Here is a 22105-nt window from a genome sequence, read left to right as displayed (position 1 = left end):
AAGAGCAACGGATTAAAAGTCCGTTGCTCTTTTTGCTTTCAGGGCCGAGCCCTGAATCGTGAACTTAGATCACAGCGGCGATAGCCTTGCAGACATAGTCAATGTTCTTGCTGTTCAGCGCAGCCACGCACATACGGCCGGTGTCGGTGCCGTACACGCCGAACTCGGAGCGCAGGCGCACCATCTGGTCCTTGGACAGGCCAGAGTACGAGAACATGCCGATCTGGGTGGTGATGAAGGACATGTCTTGCTGTACGCCGGCAGCCTTCAGACCGTCCACCAGCTTCTGGCGCATGGCCTTGATGCGCACACGCATCTCGCCCAGTTCCTTTTCCCACAGAGCGCGCAGCTCGGGGGTGTTCAGCACAGCGGCGACCACAGCACCACCGTGTGTAGGTGGGTTGGAGTAGTTGGTGCGGATGACGATCTTCAGCTGCGAAAGCACGCGAGCGGCTTCGTCCTTGTCGGAAGCCACCACGGACAGGGCACCCACGCGCTCGCCGTACAGGCTGAAGCTCTTGGAGAAGGAAGTCGAGACAAAGATGTTCAGGCCGGCAGCAACGAACTTGCCGATGACGGCGCCGTCTTCGGCGATGCCGTGGCCAAAGCCCTGGTAGGCCATGTCCAGGAAGGCGACCAAGCCCTTGGCCTTGACGACGGCGATCACTTCATCCCACTGAGCGGCGGTGATGTCGTAGCCGGTGGGGTTGTGGCAGCAGGCGTGCAGCACGACCACGGTGCCGGCAGCGGCCGCGTTCAGGTCGGCCAGCATGGCGGCGAAGTCGATGGAGCGGGTGGCTGCATCGTAGTAAGCGTAGGTGCCGACTTCGAAACCAGCGTTGGTGAAGATGGCCTTGTGGTTTTCCCAGCTGGGGTTGGAGATCAGGACCTTGGCGTTGGGGTTGAGCTTCTTGAGGAAGTCGGCGCCAATCTTCAGACCGCCCGTGCCGCCGATGGCCTGCACAGTAGCCACGCGGCCGGACTTGACTACGTCGGACTCGGCGCCGAACACCAGGGCCTTGACGCCGTTGTCATAGGCGGCAATACCGTCGATAGGCAAGTAGCCACGTGCGGTGGGCTTTTCCATCATGGCCTTCTCGGCGGCTTGCACGCACTCCAGCAGAGGCAGCTTGCCGTTGTCGTCGAAGTACACGCCCACGCCCAGGTTCACTTTGTTGGGGTTGGAGTCAGCAGCAAATTGCTCGTTCAGACCCAGGATGGGGTCGCGGGGGGCCATTTCGACGGCGGTAAACAGAGACATGAAAATATCCTTGAGGGATGGAAATAAGTCAGGTCACCCCCAGCTATTGCTCTGAACACGTATTGACGATGCAGTTTGTACAGAGTGACCAAAAAAATGCGTCGGCCTAGGTTAGGCTTGAGGGTTGGTCTGACATTCTACTCTGAGTCAAGCCTATGCGTAATAGGTATGAAGTCATGCAGGAACAAAATATTGCTCTCCAGCCGCAAGGCCAATTTGTGAACTATCCAGATTCGCCATTTGAGTTGTTCCAGCCGTACCCGCCGGCGGGGGATCAGCCTGCGGCCATCGAAAAACTGGTCGAAGGCGTCAATGACGGCGAGTCCTTTCAGACATTGCTGGGCGTGACGGGCTCGGGGAAGACCTTCACCATGGCCAATGTGATTGCGCGCTTGGGGCGTCCGGCCATCGTGTTTGCGCCCAACAAGACCTTGGCGGCGCAGCTGTACTCGGAGTTCAGAGAGTTCTTTCCAAAAAATGCGGTTGAATACTTCGTTAGCTACTACGACTACTACCAGCCCGAAGCCTATGTGCCTCAGCGCGACCTGTTCATCGAAAAGGATAGCGCCATCAACGAGCACATCGAGCAGATGCGTCTGTCCTGCACCAAATCCATCATGGAGAGGCGCGATGTGGTGATCGTGGCCACAGTTTCGGCCATCTACGGTATTGGCGAGCCCGAGAGCTATCACCGCATGATCATGACGCTGCGCGCCGGCGACACGCTGAATCAGCGCGATGCGATTGCGCAGCTGATTCGCATGCAGTACCAGCGCAACGATCAGGATTTTTCGCGCGGCACTTTTCGGGTGCGCGGCGACACGATTGATGTGTTCCCTGCCGAGCATTCAGAGCTGGCCGTGCGCATCGAGCTGTTTGATGACGAGGTGGAGACTCTGCAGCTGTTCGACCCGCTCACAGGCCGCGTCAAGCAAAGCATTCCGCGCTTTACTGTCTACCCCAGCAGCCACTATGTGACGCCGCGTGACAAGGTGCTGGCGGCGGTGGAAACCATCAAGGAAGAGCTGGCTGAGCGCCTCAAGCAACTGGTGGGTATGGGCAAGCTGGTCGAGGCCCAGCGCCTAGAGCAGCGCACGCGCTTTGATCTGGAAATGCTTAGCGAAGTAGGGCACTGCAAGGGTATTGAGAACTACACGCGCCATCTGTCGGCTTCCAAGCCTGGTGATCCGCCCAGCACTTTGACGGACTATATGCCACGTGATGCGGTGATGTTTCTGGATGAAAGCCATCAGATGATCGGTCAGCTCAACGCCATGTACAACGGCGACCGGGCGCGCAAGACCACATTGGTGGAATATGGTTTTCGCCTGCCGTCGGCGCTGGACAACCGCCCGCTCAAATTCGAAGAGTTCGAGCAACGTATGCGTCAAGTCGTTTTTGTTTCGGCCACGCCCGCTGAATACGAGAAGACCCATGCCGGGCAGGTGGTGGAGCAGGTGGTACGACCCACAGGTCTGTTGGATCCAGAGATCGAAGTGCGGCCAGCCATTCATCAGGTCGATGATGTGCTGCAGGAAATCCGCCTGCGCGTTGAGCTGGAAGAGCGCGTGCTCATCACCACGCTGACCAAGCGCATGGCCGAGCAGCTCACGGAATATCTGACCGACAACGGCGTGAAGGTGCGCTATCTGCACTCCGATGTGGACACGGTGGAGCGTGTGGAAATCATCCGTGACCTGCGCTTGGGTGTATTTGATGTGCTGGTGGGTATCAACCTGCTGCGCGAAGGTCTTGATATTCCTGAGGTCTCATTGGTGGCGATTTTGGATGCTGACAAGGAAGGCTTTTTGCGTGCCGAGCGCAGCTTGATTCAGACCATTGGCCGTGCTGCTCGAAATGTGCACGGTAAGGCGATTCTGTACGCGGACCGCATCACGGAATCCATGAAAAAAGCCATTGGAGAGACGGAAAGGCGTCGCGCCAAGCAGATGGCTTTTAACGAAGCCAATGGAATTGAGCCTAAGCAGATTGTCAAGAGGGTGAAAGACCTGATTGATGGGGTGTACAGCGAAAAGAGCGGCAAAGAGGCAGAGCGCCTGCAGGAGCAGGCCCTACAGCAGGCGCGTGTTGAGGATATGTCCGAGAAGGATATTGCCAGGGAAATCAAGAGGCTTGAGAAGCAAATGCTGGAGCACGCCAAGAGCTTGGAGTTTGAACAGGCTGCGCGTGTACGAGATCAGCTCTCTTTGCTGAAGCAGCAATTGTTCGGTGCGGCTACGTAGGGCATCTCCTGTGGTGGCATCGGGGTTATTACATGTTTGCATGCTGTTACCCGACAAAATTGATGGGGAATGTGATATACTCGTGTCAAACACTCAACAAAAAATTCCCTCACAGAAGGGCTCTGAGCCTAATCACAGGACGGAGTAAGGGCGGAGACTTTGCTCGTCTAGGTGCTGTGCCAGACGTGCGTTTCTGTAACGAACAATCCTGACTGAAGGAGCTCGTATGCGTCTTACGACCAAAGGCCGCTTTGCGGTCACCGCGATGATCGACTTGGCCCTGCGCCAAAACAATGGCCCTGTGACGTTGGCTGCAATCAGCCAGCGTCAGCAGATTTCGCTGTCCTATTTGGAGCAGCTGTTTGGCAAGCTGCGTCGCCATGAACTGGTGGAATCCACTCGTGGCCCTGGTGGCGGCTACACCCTTGCACGCAAGGCTGCAGATATTACTGTGGCCGACATCATTGTGTCGGTCGACGAGCCTATCGATGCAACCCAGTGCGGTGGCAAAGAAAATTGCTTGGGCGAAGCCGGTCGCTGCATGACCCATGAGCTGTGGGCTGCACTGAATCAGCGCATGGTGGAGTTTCTGGATTCTGTCACTCTGCAAAAGCTGGTGGATGAGCAACTGGCCAAGGGCATTCAGATTGAAGACAAGCCTGTGGTACGTCGTGCCATCTCCACAGCCCCTGTGGTCAAGCCTATCCGTGTGAATGCCCCCAATTCGGTATTTGCTTTGGGCAATGCATTTGCCAAATCCTGATGGAAACGTCGCTTTAGCCGCGCTGGAGCGACCTCCTCAGGTGGAATGAACCATTTCCGATTTTCAGAGCAGAGCGCCATGCATGGCTGTGCGGCATGTGCCTTTGCTCGGATAGCGCCTTGAGCGCGCATCGATTCCCTCACGATCTGACAGCCAAAAACTAGACGAGCCAGTCATGGACATGACCCCGCACTTTCCCATTTATCTCGACTACGGTGCAACCACTCCTGTGGATCCCCGCGTGGCTGACGCCATGATCCCCTGGCTGCGTGAGCATTTTGGCAATGCCGCATCGCGTAGCCACGCCTGGGGCTGGGAAGCTGAAGAAGCTGTCGAGAAGGCACGCAAGCAGGTGGCTGATCTGATTGGCGCGGATCCTCGCGAGATCGTCTGGACCAGTGGTGCGACCGAGTCTGACAACCTTGCGATTAAGGGCGCAGCCAACTTCTACCAGGGCAAGGGCAAGCATCTGATCACTGTGAAGACCGAGCACAAGGCTGTGCTGGACACCATGCGTGAGCTGGAGCGTCAGGGCTTTGAAGTCACTTACCTGGATGTGCAGGAAAACGGTTTGCTGGACTTGGAAATGTTCAAGGCCGCGATTCGCCCCGACACCATTCTGGCCAGCGTGATGGCGGTGAATAATGAAATCGGTGTGGTTCAGGACCTGAACGCTATCGGCGCCATTTGCCGTGAGAAGGGCATCATCTTCCACGTGGATGCTGCACAGGCTACTGGCAAGATTGAGCTGGACATGCAGAGCATGCCCATAGACCTCATGAGCCTGGCTTCACACAAGACCTATGGCCCCAAGGGTATTGGCGCTCTGTATGTGCGTCGCAAGCCCCGCGTGCGACTGGAGGCTCAGATGCATGGCGGCGGTCATGAGCGCGGCATGCGCTCTGGCACGCTGGCAACTCACCAGATCGTTGGCATGGGCGAAGCTTTCCGCATCGCCAAGGACGAAATGGGCAAGGATCTGGCACACGCCAAGGCACTGCGTGATCGTTTGCTCAATGGCCTCAAGGACCTGGAACAGGTATTTGTGAACGGTGACATGGAGCACGGCGTGCCCCATTACCTGAACATGAGCTTCAACTATGTGGAAGGCGAGTCCTTGATCATGGGTATCAAGGGGCTGGCTGTGTCTTCGGGCTCTGCCTGCACTTCCGCAAGCCTGGAACCCAGCTATGTGTTGCGTGCCCTGGGCCGTAGCGACGAGTTGGCACACAGCTCGCTGCGCATGACCTTTGGTCGCTTCACGACTGAAGAAGAAATTGATTACGCGATCAAGACGATTCGCGAGAACGTGCTGAAGCTGCGCGAGCTGAGCCCTTTGTGGGAGATGTACAAAGACGGCATCGACATCAGTTCCATTCAATGGGCTGCACACTAAGCACAGATTACAAAGAGTTCAAGAGGTAGACACCATGGCTTATTCTGACAAAGTAGTTGACCACTATGAAAACCCCCGCAATGTGGGCTCGTTCGACAAGGGTGACGACTCCGTGGGCACCGGCATGGTTGGTGCGCCCGCTTGTGGCGACGTGATGAAGCTGCAGATCAAGGTCAACCCCGCCACTGGCGTGATTGAAGATGCACGTTTCAAGACCTACGGTTGTGGATCGGCAATTGCCTCCTCTTCTCTGGTAACAGAGTGGGTCAAGGGCAAGACACTAGACGAGGCTGCTGCGCTGAAAAACAGCCAGATTGCTGAAGAGCTGGCTTTGCCTCCCGTTAAGGTTCACTGCTCCATCTTGGCTGAAGACGCCATCAAGGCGGCTGTGAGCGACTACCGCGCAAAGCGCACCACCACGGAAGCCTGAAGCCATGGCTATTTCTATGACTGAGGCGGCTGCCCGTCATGTGAATCGCTATCTCTCGCGTCGCGGCAAGGGGATTGGTGTCCGCCTGGGGGTCAAGACCACGGGCTGCTCCGGTTTGGCCTACAAGCTGGAATACGTGGATGACGCTGAGCCAGAAGACATCGTGTTCGAGAGTCACGGCGTCAAGGTGCTGATCGATCCCAAGAGCCTGGCTTATATCGATGGTACCGAGCTAGACTTTGTGCGCGAAGGCCTGAACGAAGGCTTCAAGTTCCACAACCCCAATGAGCGTGATCGTTGCGGGTGTGGTGAGAGCTTTAGAGTCTGACTCCCCCTGAGCCGCTTTGCGGTTTCCCCTGAGGGGACGACACCTTCGCCGTAAGGCGGCTTTTGCTCGGTGTCTCTGGCCTTTTAGTCAGCTCCTTGGTTTTGAGTGAAGGAAGCCGCCTCAGCTTTGCTGCAGGCGGTTTTTTAATGTCATGAATCTGCAATCTGACGATTTTGAATTGTTTGGCCTGCCGCGCAAGTTTGCGCAGGAGCGCAGCCAGATCGACGCACGCTGGAAAGAGCTGCAGCGAGAAGCCCATCCCGACCGCTTTGCGGCGCAAGGTGCGGCGGCGCAGCGCGTGGCCATGCAATGGTCGGTACGCATCAACGAGGCGTATCAAAGGCTCAAGGATCCGCTCAAGCGCGCAGCCTACCTGTGCGAGTTGGCAGGCGCCCCCGTGCGCGCCGAAGACAACACGGCCATGCCGACAGCTTTTTTGATGCAGCAGATGGAGTGGCGCGAAGCGCTGGAGGACGCAAGCAGCGCGCAAGAGCTGGATGCCCTGGACGACGAGGTGCTGCAGGCCAAAAAGCAGATGCTGGCAGCCTGCGGGCAGTTACTCGACGAGGCAGGCGATGCTCTTGCGGCCGTACAGAAGGTTAGAGCCCTCATGTTTGTTGCGCGATTTGCGCAGGATGTCGATCGCCGCCGCGATCAACTGGGACAATAGAACCCGAGCAAGGTTCTCGACAATGCGTCGAGACCACATCCATTTTGAGCAGGCCAGTCGCACTGGCCTCTGATATTTCAAAAGAAGAACTCCATGGCGCTTTTGCAGATTTCCGAGCCCGGCCAATCCCCCGATCCTCATCAAAGACGTATTGCAGTCGGTATCGATCTGGGTACTACGCACTCTCTGGTCGCAGCTGTTCGCAATGGCGTGGCCGAGTGCCTGCCTGACGATCAGGGCAGAGTGCTTCTGCCTTCGGTGGTGCGCTATATGGAGATGGGGCGCCGCCAGATTGGCTTTGATGCCAAGGCCGCGCAGGCGCAGGATGCTGCCAACACCATCAGCTCTGTTAAGCGCTTCATGGGCCGCAGCCTGGGTGATATCGAGGCGCCAGAAAATCTGCCCTATCACTTCAAGCGCGATGACAGCAGCGTCATTTCCATCGAAACCGTGGATGGAGCTAAGACGCCGGTGGAGGTCAGCGCTGAAATTCTGGCTACGCTGCGCTTTCGTGCCGAAGACACGTTTGATGATGACCTGTATGGCGCCGTCATCACCGTGCCCGCGTATTTTGACGATGCCCAGCGTCAGGCGACCAAGGATGCGGCCAAGCTGGCTGGCATCAATCTGCTGCGCCTGATCAACGAGCCTACAGCGGCTGCCATTGCCTATGGCCTTGATAACGCGGCAGAAGGCGTCTATGCCGTCTATGACCTGGGCGGTGGTACTTTTGATATCTCCGTGCTGCGCCTGTCTCAGGGTGTATTTGAGGTGATCGCCACCGGTGGCGATTCCGCGCTGGGCGGCGACGATTACGACGATGCGCTGGCGGCCTTTGTGGCAGAGAAAACGGGCGTGCAACTGCAAAGCGCGGCAGACAAAACGCTGTGGCGACTGGCTGCCCGCCAGTGCAAGCAGGCGCTGACGGATTCAGAAATCGTAGCGTTTACCGCTGACCTGTCCTCTGGTTCAGTGTCTTTTGATGTCAAACGTGAGGAATTCAGTGCGCTGACTGCTCACTTAACCAATAAGAGCCTGTCCGCCGTGCGCCGTGCACTCAAGGATGCAGACCTGAGCCGTGATGAGGTGCAGGGCGTGGTCATGGTCGGTGGCTCCACCCGCATGCCGCAGATTCGCCAGGCCGTGGCCGAATTTTTTGATCGCGAGCCCCTGACCAATCTCAATCCCGATGAGGTGGTGGCGCTGGGTGCTTCCATTCAAGCCAATCAGCTCGCCGGCAACAACACCGCAGGTGATCTGCTGCTGCTGGATGTAATTCCACTGTCGCTGGGTGTGGAGACCATGGGAGGCCTGTCCGAGCGCATTATTACGCGCAACGAGACCATTCCTACAGCGCGTGCACAGGACTTCACCACCTACAAGGATGGTCAGACCGCCTTGGCCATTCATGTGGTGCAGGGCGAGCGCGACTTGGTGGCGGACTGCCGCTCGCTGGCACGCTTTGAGCTGCGTGGCATTCCTCCCATGGCAGCCGGTGCGGCGCGCATTCGCGTGACCTTCACGGTCGATGCTGATGGATTGCTGTCCGTCAGCGCAAAGGAGCAGCTCAGTGGTGTGGAGGCGCATATCAACGTCAAGCCGTCGTACGGTCTGTCCGACGATCAGGTGGCAGCTATGCTGCAGGACGGATTTGCGACCGCGCAGGAAGACATGAAGGCCCGCGCGCTGGTTGAGGCACGTGTCGATGCCGATCGCATGCTGCTGGCCACGCAAAGTGCGCTGGATGCGGATGGCGATGTGCTCAGTGCCGAGCAGCGTGACAGCATTGATGGCCTTATGGCTGCGCTGCGTGCTGCAGTGGGTAGCGATGATCCTGCCGTGGTGGAAAATGCAACCCAGGCACTGGCCAAGGGAACAGAGGCGTTTGCCGCCGAACGCATGAATCGCAGCATTCAAAAGGCGCTGGCCGGTAAAGACTTGAACTCCATTTAATTCATAAGCAGAACAATATGCCCATCATCAAAATTCTTCCTCATGCCGAATACTGCCCCGAAGGCAAGGAAATCGAAGCGCCGGTTGGCACCTCGATCTGCGAAGCCATGCTGGATAACGGTGTCAACATCGAGCACGCCTGCGACATGAGCTGCGCCTGCACGACCTGCCACGTCATCATCAAGCAAGGCTTCAACTCCTTGAACGAGGCGGAAGAAGAAGAGGAAGATTTGCTGGACCGAGCCTGGGGCTTGCAGCCGCAATCTCGCCTGTCCTGCCAGGCTATTCTGTCGCGTGAAAATGTGACGGTGGAGATTCCCAAGTACTCCATTAATCACGCTAAGGAAAATCACTGAACCCCCTGAGGCGCTACGCGCCTTCCCCTTTTCTCTGCGCGCTGCGCGCTAGGTATGGGGGACGACACCTTCGCCGCGAGGCGGCTCTTGCTCGGTGTCCTGAGTTGAGTTGTGTCAGTTTTGGCGTGTTGTTGCCTTAACGGAGAGAAATTGAATGTCGCGCCAAATTGTTCTGGATACGGAAACGACGGGTCTGTCGGCCATTGATGGCGACCGACTGATCGAACTGGGTTGTGTCGAGCTGGTCAACCGCAAGCTCACTGGCAACAATCTTCATCTGTATTTCAATGCCGGCCGCGATAGCCACCCTGATGCGCTGCGTGTGCACGGCATCACTACGGAGTTCCTGAAAGACAAGCCGCGCTTTGAGGAAAAGATCGATGAGATCTGGGAGTATCTGAAGGGCGCAGAACTCATCATTCACAACGCGCCGTTTGACCTGGGCTTTTTGAACAATGAGCTCAAGCTGGCCAAGCGCCCGCCACTGAAGCAATGCATTGGCGGGGTGATTGATACCTTGGTCATGGCCAAGGAGATGTACCCCGGCAAGCGCAACTCGCTGGACTCGCTGTGCGATCGCCTGGGCGTGGACAACACCAGTCGTACGCTGCACGGCGCTTTGCTGGACGCAGAGTTGCTGGCGGACGTTTACATCAATCTCACGCGCGGGCAAGACGCCTTGCTCATGAGCGAGGACTCTGGCGACGCACCGACGACGGGATCCCTGGTGATTCCCTCGATCGATCTGAGAAGCTTCAAGCTGCCTGTGCTGCGTGCCAACGAGCAAGAGTTGCAAGCGCATAATGATGTGCTCACGCAGATGGACAAATCCAGCGGTGGTAAAACCGTCTGGCGAAGCTTTGAAAATGAGAGCGCCAATCCTTGATACAATAAGCCCCATCGGGTGATTAGCTCAGCGGTAGAGCACTGCCTTCACACGGCAGGGGTCACATGTTCGATCCATGTATCACCCACCAAATTTATTGCAATACAAGCAACGGCTTAGAGAAATTCTCTAAGCCGTTTTTGTTTTGGAGACCGAGCATGGGCGAGGAATAAGAGAGTTTGCCCTCTCTTACTCAGTGTCCCTCGGGCTGCGTCGACCATGCTTGCTTTATTTCGTCATGGTATGGCTGCGCAGGTGTACAGCGAATGATGTCAGGCCTTGGTCAGGCGCTCCTTGGCAAGTTTGCTGCCTTCTGCGAGCGCCTTCAATTTGGCCCAGGCAACATTGCGCGCCATGGGGGCCAGGCCGCAATTGGTGCAAGGAAACAGTCTTTCCTTGGGCACGAACTCCAGTGCTCGCTCAATGGTGTCGGCCACTTCCTCGGCGGTCTCGATCACATCGCTGGCCACATCGATGACGCCAACCATCACATCCTTGCCTTCCAGCAGCTTCATGAGGTCGGGCGGCACATGCGAGTGAATGCATTCCAAGCTTACCTGATCGATGCTGCTGCGGGCCAGCGCTGGAAACACGGTTTCGTACTGGCGCCATTCGTCGCCCAGGGTGTCTTTCCAGTCGGTATTGGCCTTGATGCCGTAGCCGTAGCAGATATGAACAGCCGTGGTGCAGCTAAGGCCCTGGGTTGCACGCTCCAGTGCTTGCACACCCCAGTCGGCAGCGTCCTTCATGTAGACGTTGAAAGCAGGTTCGTCAAACTGGATGATGTCCACGCCATCGGCCTGCAGGGCCAGTGCTTCCTGGTTAAGTAGCTCGGCAAAGGCGAAAGCCATCTTGACCTTGTCGCCATAAAAGCGGTCAGCCACGGTATCGACGATGGTCATGGGGCCGGGCAAGGTGAACTTCAACTTCTTTTGGGTGTGGGCGCGAGCCAGCTGGGCTTCGAAAGCGTGCACGCGGCCCTTCAGGCGCAGGGACGAAGTCACTTGCGGCACCATGGCGTCGTAGCGGTTGTCGCGGATGCCCATCTTCACTTTGTTGTCGAAGTCGATGCCTTCGACTTGTTCGAGAAAGCCGTGAACAAAGTGCTGACGCGATTGCTCACCGTCACAGATGATGTCCAGCCCTGCGTCTTCCTGCGCCTTGATCCACAACAAGGTGGCATCGGCCTTGGCTTGAAGGAGTGCATCTCCTTCGGCCTTCCACTGAGGCCAGAGTTTGTTGGTTTCAGCCAGCCAGGCGGGTTTGGGGAGGCTGCCGGCAATGGAGGTTTCGAACATCAGAGAGATTCCTTTTCAATCAACATGAGAGTTGCAAGTGCTGGCCGGTCAAGACGGTGCCGTCTGTGCGAGGGCTGCACTTGCTTGTTTGGCTGCTTTAGAGCGCGACGCTGGCAGTCCACTGTTCCAGCAGGTGCTTGTAGGGCTTGATGAAATGTTCTTCCGTGAACTTGCCCTGCTTGATGGCCAGCTGGCTGCGCTCTTCCCGGTCATAGACGATCTGCGTCAGCGAGTAATTCTGATTTTTCAGACTGGGCTGGTAGCGCTGGCCAGCGACTGAATTGGCGTTGTAAATCTCGGGGCGGTAAATCTTCTGGAAGGTCTCCATGGTGCTGATCGTGCCAATCAGCTCCAGATTGGTGTAGTCGTTGAGCAAGTCGCCATGGAAGTAGAAGGCGAAAGGGGCAACGCTATTGGGTGGCATGAAAAAGCGCACCTTCATTCCCATCTTGGCGAAGTAGTGGTCGGTGGAGGACAGCTCGTTTTGCTGATACTCCACGCCGAGCACCGGGTGCTGGTTGCCCGTCTGCTGATACGTCTTGCTGCTGGAAGCGCTGATGCAGATGACTGGCGGCTTGGCAAAGCGCTGTTTGTAGGCGCTTGAATTGGCAAATTGCTGGAACAGCTTGCCATGCAGCTCGCCAAAGTTGTCTGGCGTGCTGAACTCGTTTCGATGGGCGTTGTGTTCGGGAAGCAGCACGCTGAAGTCGTAATCGCGCACATAGGACGAGAAACTGTTTCCCGCAATGCCGTCAATGCGCTTGTGGGTCTTCTTGTCGAGAATGCTGGGCTTCAGGATCTCAATCAGAGGAAAGGGCGCCTTATTGCTTTGGCCATCCAAAGACATCTCGACCGAGATGATTTCAAGCTCGACAGCGTATCGATCTCCTGCCGGATTGTCCCAATGCGCCAAGTCATTGAAGCGATCGTTGATCATCCGCAGTGTGTTGCGCAGATTCTGCTGGCGGCTTGCACCACGGGCCAGATTGGCAAAGTTGGTGGTCAGGCGCGTGGTGCTGGCGGGCTGGTAGTTTTCATCAAAGCAAATGCTCTTGAGCGCAAAGCGAAGTTCGGTGTTCATGACGATCCAGAGAATGGGTGGTTATGGAGGAAGGTGCTGCTTGGCTCAGGCCGCAAGCAACTCTTTGGCTTTGGCGGGCTTTGTGCGGCGTGCCAATTGCAGCAAGGGCAGGGCGCGTAGAACTGCCAGCTCAGCGCGCTCTCTCAGGGCTTCGCTGTGGAGCTGGTAGTCCACAAAATCCTTGTCGGTGGCATAGACGCCCAGCGGCAAGGTGCGCGCCTGAAAGAAGCTGAACAAGGGGCGTAACTGGTGGTCAATGACCAGGGAATGGCGTTCACTGCCTCCGGTGGCGGTCAATAAGACAGGCTTGTCGATCAGAGCGTCCTGATGAATCAAGTCGAAAAAATGCTTGAAAAGACCGGGGTAAGAGCCCCGAAACACGGGGCTGGCCACGACCAGTACATCGGCTTGCTCGACTGCTGCCAATTGCTGCTCCACAGCGCCCGGCAACTGGGATCGCCAGACCGAACCGGCCAGCTGAGGGGCGACGAGTCCCATTTCGATCAACTGCTGTTGGCATGGCACTTTGTCGGAGATCAGATCGAGCATGTGCTCTGCCAGAGCAGCCGATTTGGAGGGGCGCTGCAGTCCGCCGCAAAGCGCTACTACCTTGAGTGGATGGGTCATGGATGCTTTCACAAGTCTGGCTAAGCAATCCCTTTGGCTGCCGCTTCCCCTATGGAAGCAAGGCTTTGACAGCAAGAGGAACTGCTGGTGAGTCGTATTGAAAGCGAATGTTATGGATGCTTTTACATGAAGTAAAATGGTCTTATTTCATGGAATCATGAAAATGGATCATTGATTGATTCATTGATGGTGGTGTATGACTTGCAACAGCCGGTGCGCAGGGCAAGCAAGGAGATCTCATCGCTGCAACCGCCGAGTTTGGGTGAGGTAACCCGTGTCAGGCCCAGCTTGGAAAAGCAAGAGGCGGCTGCATATCTGGCGTCAGCAAGGGCGCGGCGGTCTGCTCTGCTGAGTGCTTCTCAGGCAGAAATGAGGGAGGGCTGCGTACTCGGCTGGCGCTGGCCGAGCTACGGTTTGTTTGTTTCGCAATGACCGAGATCATCCCCGGCAGGGAATGTCGTGGGATCTCTGTGACTTGTATGTGAGGTGGAAAGCGCTCTCTAAGCGCATTAAAAACTCATCGGAGCCAGCCTCCGGAAAGACCGGAAGCTGGTCTCTGTCAAGGCTGTCGCATGGCCTGTGCGTATTTCTTGGGGTTGAATTGAGCCACCATCAGGCACACCACAAGGGCAATGCCGGCCTGATAGAGCCAACCCATTGCCCAGCTGCCGCTGAGCAGCTGCAACTGCGCCACGATCCACGGGGCCAGCGCGGCCAGAATGAAGCCGCCGCCCTGCATCAGCGCGTTGAGCGCGCCAGCCTGTGTGGGCGAGGGCAGATGATCCAGCGCCACCAGCATATAAAGCGAGAAGCAGCCGCCAAGACCCAGACCCAGAATCACGATGCTGAGCGTAGGCGCGGCCGTGGGCCATAGCGCCATCAGTGCAAAGCCCGTTGCTTGCAGCAGCAGGGCCAGAATGATCCAGGGGCGCCGGTCTGCGCTGCGTGCCGCGAGTGCAGGCATGGTCAGGGCCGATGCTGCCTGGGCTACCGAGAGAATGGCGACCAGGGTGCCGCTTTGTGTCGCTGTCCAGCCGTGGATCTGATAGAAGGGAGCCAGCCAGGCCACGGTGGAGGCATAGCCGCCGTTCATCAGACCAAAGCTCAGCACCAGCAGCCAGGTGCGGCGGCGGCGCATCAGCCAGCCGGTGTCGCTGGGAACGTTCTGGCTGCTCTGAGCGGCGGATGGGCCGGACAGGCCGATATGGCTTAGCACATACCAGGCCAGCGGCAGGGCAATGACCACGGGCACGGCCCACATGGCCAAAGAGGCCTGCCAGCTCAGGCCCCACTGAAGGACCAGCGGTGAGAGCTGCGCGCCAAAGGCGCCGCCTCCCATGAGGGCTGCGGAGTACAGACCCATCATGAAGGCCACGTTGTGGGGAGACTGGCGCTTGAGCAGCCCCGGCAGGACGCTTTGCACCATGGCCACGCCCACGCCACACAGGCCAGCGGTGGCGATGAGCACGGGCGTGCTGGCGCCGGCGATGCGCAAGGCGCAGCCCAGTCCGATCAGTGCCAGAGAGCCGACGATGAGCTGACGTGCGCCTAGTCGCTGCAGGACTGATGGGGCCAGCCAGCCGCCCAGCCCCATGAGCACCATAGGCAGCAGTGTGAGCCAGGAGAAGCTGCGCAGATCCATGCCCGTGGCTTGCTGGATCAGCGGGCCCAGCGGGCCGGGCGCGGAAAGAAACGGGCGCAGATTGATGGTGATGAGCACCACCACGGTCAGCCACAGGAGGGGTGAGATGCGTTGCGTTGCGGAGGTTGTGGGTGTCATGAAGCACTGCGGCAGCCGAGTAACTGAAGACGCTCGCGAAATTGCGCTTGCGGATTGGCTCTTCGCATCGGCCTGCAGCCCTGTCTGTTGTTATGGTTTTGGGGGCGCGACTCAGGCAGCGGGCCAGGGCGCATCGCCATAGAGCTGAGCGGCGCTGATGCCGGTGTCTATGCGGATGATGGGCAGAGGCGGCGGTGTCAGTGACAGACGCAGGCGCTGGTAGGTGCCTTCGCTGGAGAGCCCATAGGGCGCAGCATCGTTGTTGTCAAAGGCGAAGAAGACCTGCTCGGCGCCGTTCATGACCAGCGCAGCCAGGCACATGGGGCAGGGGTGGCCACTGGCGTAGATGGACAGGCCGGCCAGACTGGGATTGGCGCGCTTGTGCGTGCCGGCGCGAATGGCCTCCATCTCGGCGTGAGCACTGGGGTCATGGCTGGCGATGATGTTGTTGACGCCGGTGGCAATGACTTCATTGCCTTGGGCGAGCACGGCGCCAAACGGGCGGCCGCCCTGAAGGCGGTTGGCATGGGCCAGGTCAACTGCCTGACGCATCAGTTTCTGGTGGATGTTGGAGATCTCTTGCATGACTATGAAAAATATAGCTGCCAGCGCTTGATATATAAGCGATAGAGGCTAAAAAGGCTTGAGTTTGAAGGCGGGGGAGCATGCACCTTGCCGTAGCAAAGGTTTGAGCGGCAGACGCGCCTTCCTGTCACAAAGTGCGAGGGGAGCTGGCTGCGGCGGCAAGGCAGAGTACACCTGTTGTAGCGTGGCGGTCTGAACTGCGACGCAAAGCTTTATTGCCTTGATGGTTGCAGGGCTGCCTTGGCAGCGCTGGGCCGATGACCTGATGGCGGTTGTGAGAGGCGCTGCGATGAGTTGTGACTTACGCTTTTTCGGCCAGGGCTTCGGCTTCAGCCAGTGTGGGGGCGCGATAGACCAGTACCTTGAGGCTGCGCTCTTCATCCACATCGGCAAACACGGGCGGATTGGCCAGGCGCTCGACAAACTGCAGCTCGGGGGCAATCTCGTTCATCTGCTCGCGCAAGAATGCTGTTCCCAGCTCGGGTGCGTTCAGGCACAGCAGCACCTGACCGCCGGGCGCCAGCAGATCGGGCAGGCGGCGCATCAGGCGGGCGTAGTCCTTGGTGGCGATAAAGCTGCCCTTCTGGTAGCTGGGCGGGTCCACGATGATGAGGTCGTAAGGGCCCGAACGGTTGATCTTGCCCCAGCTGCTGAAGATGTCATGCGCGGCAAAGCTGGCACCGGCCTTGACGCCGTTGAGCTGGTGGTTGTGCTGGCCCGTGGCCAGCGCTCCCTTGCTCATGTCCATATTGAGCACTTGCCCAGCCCCGGCCAGCTTGGCGACGACGGAGAAGGCGCAGGTATAGGCAAACAGGTTGAGCACCTTCATGCGAGTGGGGCGCTCATGGCCCAGTACCTGCTGGCGCACCCAGCTGCGGCCGGCGGCCATGTCCAGAAACAGGCCATGGTTCTGGCCGCGTGCAATGTGAACGAGGTACTGGGCCCCGTTTTCGGTGACTACATGCGGCTCGGGCAGGGCGCCGCTCATGACGCGGGTTTCGACCTTGCCACCGGCCTCACGGGTCTGAAAGGCCCAGGCAAGAGGCTGGTCTGCCGGGGCAATCTGCTGCCAGCGCTGCTCCAGTGCTTGGCTGATCTGAGCGAGCTGCGCCTCATCCAAAGGCGCAAAGCTGGTCAGCACGATGACAGGTGGAAAGGCGTCCAGCGATATTTGCTCGCAGCCCGGATAGCGGCCGCCGCGGCCGTGAAAGATGCGCTGGGCATCGGTGCAATAGGGCATCTGGGCAATGGCGGCTAGCAGGGCTTGCATAGGAGAAACAGTCACGCGATCAAACAAGCCGCAAGTGTAGGCTTGCGGCGCCGGCCGGCCCCCTGTTTTTTGGCATTTTCGCCGGCTGTATCGGCGTGATCACTCAGTGATAAATTCGCCGCACATCGAAAAAGCAGCTTTCCGTGCCGCCAATGCCTTGCAGGGCGGCTTCGGCAGCTGCGCGGGCTGCTTTCATCCACCGCTGAAAGGTGAGCTTGGCTTCCTCGGTAATTTCCTCTGGCGGGGTGTCTTCCAGGCCTTGTACCAGAGACAGGGCTTCTCCCACCTGCTCTTCCCCGCCAAGTTGACGGGTTAGTACACGGGCGTACCGGGCCTCGGCTTGCTGGCGCTTGTCCTCAGGCAGCTCAGGGTAGTCGCAAAGAGAGACGGTGAAATGGGCTTCTTGCATGTCCATATATCCACAGTGTTTTGACTGTGAAAATATACAGTATGAATCTGTTTTTGTATCCAGTGTTGTTGAAAATTTTTTGTGCCATTTCCATGAACGCTCTTTATAGACATGGCGACATGAACCTTGTTGGATATTGAAGCCAGGGAATGGGGCGCAACGCAATCGCTGTTTGCAGACTGAAGCTTGGGGCGTGGGCAGGACTGCCACTTGCGGGACAGCGCCGACACGCAGGTGACAACACAGCTGTCTAGCCCACCCCACAATTCATGGAGCTTGGCACGCAACTTTAGATACGCCCGCCTGGCAAATGGTGACAAAGGTGGGCTTGGCCCTTGATAGCAAAACAGGAGACATGGCAATGACACGTACGGTGCAGCAACTTTTCGATCTCTCGGGCAAGACCGCATTGGTCACGGGGGGCTCACGCGGGCTGGGTCTGCAGATGGCGCATGCACTGGGGGAGGCGGGTGCCAGGGTCTTGCTGACCTCGCGCAAGGCCAAGGATCTGGAAGAAGCTGCGGCCGAACTCAAGGCGGCTGGTATTGAAGCCGACTGGATTGCAGCCGACTGCGCAGACGAGGCCGATATAGCGCGCCTAGCCAAAGAGGCCGTGCAGCGCCTGGGCCATGTGGACATCCTGATCAACAACGCAGGCGCCAGCTGGGGAGCTCCGGCCGAAGACCATCCTACATCGGCCTGGGACAAGGTGATGAACCTCAATGTGCGCGGCTACTTTTTGCTGAGCCAGCAGATCGCGCGCCTGTCCATGCTGGAGCGCAAGAGCGGGCGCATCATCAATCTGGCATCGATTGCCGGTCTGGGCGGCAACCCCACAGGCATGAAGACCATTGCCTACAACACCTCCAAGGGCGCGGTGATCAATTTCACGCGCGCGCTGGCGGGCGAGTGGGGTGAGCACGGCATCACCGTCAACGCCATCTGCCCCGGCTTTTTCAAGACCAAGATGGCGGCGGTGCTGATCGAGACGCTGGGCGAGGATGAAATGAAGTCCCATGCGCCGCTGCGCCGTCTGGGTGACGATGAAGACTTGAAGGGCCTGACCCTGCTGTACGCCAGCGATGCCGGCAAGCACATCACCGGCCAGTGGATGGCCGTGGATGGCGGCGTGAGCGCCCTCGTGGGAGGCTGAGGCGGGCGAGCCATGCTGGCACAGACGCTTACCCTGGATAGGGGCGGCTGCGCTTACATTCACGGCTGGGCGTTCGCACAGTGCGGCGCTTCACGCTTTTGAAAGGTTTTGCGGTGTTGTCATTCGGTCCAGATATTCCCTTTGTGCATGAACTCGGTTTTGTCCTCATCAAGGCAGAGGGCGGCCAGTCACAGCTGCACTACACACCGCGGCCCGAGCATTTGAACTCCTTTGGCGTCACCCACGGCGGCGCGTCCATGACGCTGCTGGATGTGACCATGGCCGTGGCTGCGCGCAGTGTGGATTTCGAGCAGGGTGCGGTCACCATTGAGATGAAGACCTCGTTCATGCAGGCGGCCAACGGGCCCCTGGTGGGCAAGGGCGTGCTGCTGCACCGCACCGGCACCATGGCGTTCACGGAAGGCCGTATCTACGATGAACAAGGGCGTCTTTGCGTACACGCCACGGGCACCTTCAAGTACATGAAGCGCAAGCCCGGCGAGAGCGGGCAGGCCAGGCCAGTGGCCACGGATTGAACAGGCTGTTGACTCCTGTTTCAGGAGCTGATGGCGCTTGGTGTACCTTGGTTTTGCAGTGAAATAGCTGTCAGTTACATGCCTGGCATGCGCTGGCAGCTATGAAAGTTGAGATTCAGTTCACAGTTCATACAGGAGACAAGAGATGACGACCAATCAGCAAATCCTTCTGGACAACCGACCCCAGGGGGAGGCGGAGGAGAGCAACTTCAAGCTGGTGCAGTCGCCGCTGCCCACGGTGGGCGAGGGGCAGGTGCTGGTGCGCCACCACTATCTGAGTCTGGATCCCTATATGCGCGGCCGCATGAATAATGCCAAGAGCTATGCCCAGCCCCAGCCGCTGGGTGAAGTCATGCAGGGCGGCACAGTGGGCGAGGTGGTCGAGAGCCGCCACCCCAAGTTCAAGGCTGGTGATTCGGTCGTGGGGATGGGCGGCTGGCAGGAGTATTCGCTGGTCAATCCCAGCGAGCCCGGCGCGCTGCGAAGGGTGGACACCACGTATGTGCCGCTGTCTTACTACCTGGGCGCGGTGGGCATGCCGGGCGTGACCGCCTGGTATGGCCTGGTCAAGATCATCCAGCCCAAGGCTGGTGAAACCATGGTCGTGAGCGCAGCGACGGGGGCGGTGGGCAGCGCGTTTGCGGCACTGGCCAAGGCGCGAGGCTGCCGCGTGGTGGGCATTGCAGGTGGGGCCGAAAAGTGCAGCTATGCCGTCAATGAGCTGGGCTTTGATGCCTGCATCGACTACCGCGAGAACCCCGATATCAAGAGCATGGCCAAGGCCCTGAAGGAAGCCTGCCCCAACGGTATCGACGGCTATTTCGAGAACGTAGGCGGCTATATCTTCGACGCCGTACTGCTGCGCACCAATGCCTTTGCGCGCATTGCGCTGTGCGGAATGATTGCAGGCTACGACGGCCAGCCCCTGCCGCTGGCCAATCCGGCGCTGTTGCTGGTCAACCGCATCAAGCTCGAAGGCTTTATCGTCAGCGAGCACATGGAGGTCTGGGGCGAAGCCCTGACCGAACTGGGTGGCCTGGTGGCAGCCGGACAGCTCAAGCCGCGCGAGACGATTGCGCAAGGCCTGGCCTCTGCACCCGCGGCGTTTCTGGGGCTGCTCAAAGGCAAGAACTTCGGTAAGCAACTGGTGAAATTGATCTAACCCCCTGAGGCTGAAACGAATCACCCCCTGAGGCGCTTTGCGCCTTCCCCCTCTCTCGCTTTGCTTCGCAATGCGGGAGGGGGACGATGCCTTCGCAGCGAGGCGGCTCTTGCTTGGCATCTCTGATCTGGAGTGCGCCAGTTGCAGGCGCTATCCCCCTATAAAAAATATCCGGAGACAAGAATGATCACGAATTTCGCGGGAAAGACGGCGGTTTTGACGGGGGCGGGCTCGGGCTTTGGCCTGGAGTGCGCGCGCATTGGGGCGGCACGGGGCATGAATCTGGTGCTGGTCGATGTGCAGCAGGAAGCCTTGGACAAAGCTGCGGCAGAGCTGACCGCCGCAGGCGCCAAGGTGCTGGCGCGCAAGGTGGATGTGTCAGAGGCGGCGCAGATGGAGAAGCTGGCAGCCGAAGTCAAAGCCACTTTTGGCGCGCCGCATTTTGTGTTCAACAACGCGGGCGTGGGTGCGGGCGGGCTGGTATGGGAAAACAGCGTGGCCGACTGGCAGTGGGTGATGGGCGTCAATGTCTGGGGAGTGATTCACGGTGTGCGCCTGTTCACGCCCATGATGCTGGAGGCCGCCAAGGCAGACCCGGCGTATGAAGGCCATATCGTCAACACCGCCAGCATGGCGGGTCTGCTGGCACCGCCGAACATGGGCATCTACAACGTTAGCAAGCATGCGGTGGTGTCCCTGACCGAGACGCTGTACCAGGATCTGGCCCTGGTGTCCGATCAGGTCAGCGCCAGTTTGCTGTGCCCCTACTTTGTGCCTACAGGCATAGGCCACAGTGAGCGCAACCGCCCTCAGGGACTGGAGGCTCAGCCGCTGACGCCCAGCCAGAAAATCGGCCAGGCCATGACTGACAAGGCGGTCGGATCGGGCAAAGTCACGGCGGCTGAAGTGGCGCAGAAGGTGTTTGATGCCATGGCCTCGGGGCAGTTCTATATCTACAGCCACCCCCAGGCGCTGGGCTCGGTGCAGGTGCGCATGGAAGATGTGGTGCAGGGGCGCAACCCGACGGACCCATTCGCACACAAGCCCGAGTTGGGCGAAAACCTCAAGGCAGCGCTGCGCGCCGCTTGAGCTCTAGGGCGCTGGATGTGCTCATCAAGCCTTGCCCAGCCGGCAAGGCTTTTTTCATGGTGTGACGGTGGCAGTAGGAGTTGCGGCTGCAGCGAGCTCGGCCTCGGTGGCAGGGCGCACCAGACGCAGCAGTAAGGCATTGCCCTTGCCCATGTCGGGCACGGCCTGCAGGGTCTCGGTATTGACGGCCCAGGCCTGCTGGGCCGAGAGGCTGGCGATGCTGCCCGATTTGTTGACCTGATCGTAGCTGTAGCTGTTCAGCCGCTGGGCGTTGACGGCAGCCGTGCCCGTCCAGTGCCAGTCGCGTGGCGCATTGGGAAACAGCTCGGGGCTCAGGCCTTGGGGCTTGCTGCTGCGGTCCAGCAGGCGCTTGAGTTCGGCAACTCGCGGCAGACGCCAGCGCAGGCTTTCTGTCTTGCTGCGCTGTGCTGCATGGGCGCTGGCCTGCTTGTAGTTGAAGACCTCGGCCATTCCTGTACAGGCCTTGCCGCTCCAGACCATGCCTTCGACGCAGCGAGGCCATGCCAGCTTGCCGCGCAGGTCTATGACCATGCTGGCGTCGGCAGACAACTGAAAGGCCGCCGCATAGGAGGCAGGTGCTGACGCAGTAGGCTGCGCATGGGCCGAGGGGGCAATCAGGCATGCAGTCATCAGCAAGCTGGCAAAGGGCGGCAAGCGCAGCCAGCAGGTCGAATGGCGAAAGAAATGGCAGGCATTCATCACGGCATCTTCAAAAAAGCAAGGTGGCCTAGATTGTGGGAGCAGATGACGGGCCTGTTGCTTGGAAGACAGCTGCAAAAGCCATGCAGTTGAAACGGCCACCGGATGC

The 22105-nt window shown here is 58.8% G+C and carries 22 protein-coding genes and 1 tRNA gene; 14 read left to right on the top strand and 9 right to left on the bottom strand.

The window, feature by feature from the left end; translation table 11 throughout:
• Window positions 1–64 precede the first annotated feature (64 nt).
• Complete coding sequence (locus AC2I9W_RS02655) at window positions 65–1261, bottom strand: amino acid aminotransferase (protein ID WP_486408494.1); 1197 nt, start codon at window positions 1259–1261, stop codon at window positions 65–67.
• A gap of 176 nt (window positions 1262–1437) precedes the next feature.
• On the opposite strand from AC2I9W_RS02655, the gene uvrB reads away from it, so the two are divergent.
• The 10 genes from uvrB to AC2I9W_RS02605 all read left to right on the top strand — a co-directional run bounded on the left by uvrB (window position 1438) and on the right by AC2I9W_RS02605 (window position 10377).
• On the top strand, window positions 1438–3504 hold the full coding sequence (gene uvrB / locus AC2I9W_RS02650) for an excinuclease ABC subunit UvrB (protein ID WP_486408493.1): 2067 nt from the start codon (window positions 1438–1440) through the stop codon (window positions 3502–3504).
• A gap of 226 nt (window positions 3505–3730) precedes the next feature.
• Window positions 3731–4267, top strand: coding sequence for a Fe-S cluster assembly transcriptional regulator IscR (gene iscR / locus AC2I9W_RS02645; protein WP_066481443.1), 537 nt, complete (start codon window positions 3731–3733; stop codon window positions 4265–4267).
• Window positions 4268–4442: 175 nt separating this feature from the next.
• Window positions 4443–5663, top strand: coding sequence for an IscS subfamily cysteine desulfurase (locus AC2I9W_RS02640; protein WP_486408492.1), 1221 nt, complete (start codon window positions 4443–4445; stop codon window positions 5661–5663).
• A gap of 34 nt (window positions 5664–5697) precedes the next feature.
• A complete protein-coding gene (iscU, locus tag AC2I9W_RS02635) occupies window positions 5698–6093 on the top strand; it encodes a Fe-S cluster assembly scaffold IscU (RefSeq protein WP_158391444.1) in 396 nt (131 codons plus the stop codon).
• Between the two features lie 4 nt (window positions 6094–6097).
• Window positions 6098–6421 carry an iron-sulfur cluster assembly protein IscA gene (gene iscA, locus AC2I9W_RS02630; protein ID WP_486408491.1) on the top strand — a complete coding sequence of 108 codons (324 nt, stop codon included), beginning with the start codon at window positions 6098–6100 and terminating at the stop codon, window positions 6419–6421.
• Window positions 6422–6572: 151 nt separating this feature from the next.
• The gene (hscB, locus tag AC2I9W_RS02625) at window positions 6573–7091 is read left to right on the top strand and encodes a Fe-S protein assembly co-chaperone HscB (RefSeq protein ID WP_486408490.1); all 519 of its coding nucleotides are present in this window, start codon (window positions 6573–6575) and stop codon (window positions 7089–7091) included.
• 93 nt (window positions 7092–7184) lie between these two features.
• A complete protein-coding gene (hscA, locus tag AC2I9W_RS02620; protein ID WP_486408489.1) occupies window positions 7185–9044 on the top strand; it encodes a Fe-S protein assembly chaperone HscA in 1860 nt (619 codons plus the stop codon).
• A gap of 17 nt (window positions 9045–9061) precedes the next feature.
• The gene (gene fdx / locus AC2I9W_RS02615) at window positions 9062–9400 is read left to right on the top strand and encodes an ISC system 2Fe-2S type ferredoxin (RefSeq protein ID WP_486408488.1); all 339 of its coding nucleotides are present in this window, start codon (window positions 9062–9064) and stop codon (window positions 9398–9400) included.
• 154 nt (window positions 9401–9554) lie between these two features.
• Window positions 9555–10286, top strand: a complete 732-nt coding sequence (gene dnaQ, locus AC2I9W_RS02610; protein WP_486408487.1) for a DNA polymerase III subunit epsilon — start codon at window positions 9555–9557, stop codon at window positions 10284–10286.
• 16 nt (window positions 10287–10302) lie between these two features.
• Window positions 10303–10377: transfer RNA gene (locus AC2I9W_RS02605), tRNA-Val, on the top strand.
• Window positions 10378–10558: 181 nt separating this feature from the next.
• Here AC2I9W_RS02605 and AC2I9W_RS02600 read toward each other — a convergent pair.
• The 7 genes from AC2I9W_RS02600 to AC2I9W_RS02570 all read right to left on the bottom strand — a co-directional run bounded on the left by AC2I9W_RS02600 (window position 10559) and on the right by AC2I9W_RS02570 (window position 17336).
• Window positions 10559–11584 carry a methionine synthase gene (locus tag AC2I9W_RS02600; protein WP_486408486.1) on the bottom strand — a complete coding sequence of 342 codons (1026 nt, stop codon included), beginning with the start codon at window positions 11582–11584 and terminating at the stop codon, window positions 10559–10561.
• Window positions 11585–11681: 97 nt separating this feature from the next.
• Window positions 11682–12665 carry a DUF1852 domain-containing protein gene (locus AC2I9W_RS02595; protein WP_486408485.1) on the bottom strand — a complete coding sequence of 328 codons (984 nt, stop codon included), beginning with the start codon at window positions 12663–12665 and terminating at the stop codon, window positions 11682–11684.
• Window positions 12666–12710: 45 nt separating this feature from the next.
• Window positions 12711–13292: an FMN reductase gene (gene msuE, locus AC2I9W_RS02590; RefSeq protein WP_486408484.1), complete on the bottom strand. Its 582-nt coding sequence runs from the start codon at window positions 13290–13292 to the stop codon at window positions 12711–12713.
• 559 nt (window positions 13293–13851) lie between these two features.
• A complete protein-coding gene (locus AC2I9W_RS02585) occupies window positions 13852–15072 on the bottom strand; it encodes a cyanate transporter (protein ID WP_486408483.1) in 1221 nt (406 codons plus the stop codon).
• Between the two features lie 111 nt (window positions 15073–15183).
• Complete coding sequence (locus tag AC2I9W_RS02580; RefSeq protein WP_486408482.1) at window positions 15184–15657, bottom strand: nucleoside deaminase; 474 nt, start codon at window positions 15655–15657, stop codon at window positions 15184–15186.
• Between the two features lie 301 nt (window positions 15658–15958).
• Window positions 15959–16927 carry a class I SAM-dependent methyltransferase gene (locus AC2I9W_RS02575; RefSeq protein WP_486408481.1) on the bottom strand — a complete coding sequence of 323 codons (969 nt, stop codon included), beginning with the start codon at window positions 16925–16927 and terminating at the stop codon, window positions 15959–15961.
• 103 nt (window positions 16928–17030) lie between these two features.
• Entirely contained in the window at window positions 17031–17336 is a 306-nt protein-coding gene (locus AC2I9W_RS02570; protein WP_486408480.1) for a hypothetical protein, read from the bottom strand.
• 361 nt (window positions 17337–17697) lie between these two features.
• Between AC2I9W_RS02570 and AC2I9W_RS02565 the strand changes: the two genes are divergently transcribed.
• The 4 genes from AC2I9W_RS02565 (at window position 17698) to AC2I9W_RS02550 (ending at window position 21276) form a co-directional block, all read left to right on the top strand.
• Window positions 17698–18489, top strand: a complete 792-nt coding sequence (locus AC2I9W_RS02565) for an SDR family oxidoreductase (protein WP_486408703.1) — start codon at window positions 17698–17700, stop codon at window positions 18487–18489.
• A gap of 113 nt (window positions 18490–18602) precedes the next feature.
• Complete coding sequence (locus AC2I9W_RS02560; protein WP_486408479.1) at window positions 18603–19025, top strand: PaaI family thioesterase; 423 nt, start codon at window positions 18603–18605, stop codon at window positions 19023–19025.
• A gap of 145 nt (window positions 19026–19170) precedes the next feature.
• A complete protein-coding gene (locus tag AC2I9W_RS02555) occupies window positions 19171–20187 on the top strand; it encodes an NADP-dependent oxidoreductase (RefSeq protein ID WP_486408478.1) in 1017 nt (338 codons plus the stop codon).
• 183 nt (window positions 20188–20370) lie between these two features.
• On the top strand, window positions 20371–21276 hold the full coding sequence (locus AC2I9W_RS02550; protein WP_486408477.1) for an SDR family oxidoreductase: 906 nt from the start codon (window positions 20371–20373) through the stop codon (window positions 21274–21276).
• A gap of 54 nt (window positions 21277–21330) precedes the next feature.
• Here AC2I9W_RS02550 and AC2I9W_RS02545 read toward each other — a convergent pair whose 3' ends face one another.
• Window positions 21331–21996, bottom strand: coding sequence for an Lcl C-terminal domain-containing protein (locus tag AC2I9W_RS02545; RefSeq protein WP_486408476.1), 666 nt, complete (start codon window positions 21994–21996; stop codon window positions 21331–21333).
• Window positions 21997–22105: the final 109 nt, after the last annotated feature.

The organism is Comamonas sp. FUJ_7 (assembly GCF_057369555.1).
This window is presented reverse-complemented; position numbering and strand designations above follow the sequence as displayed.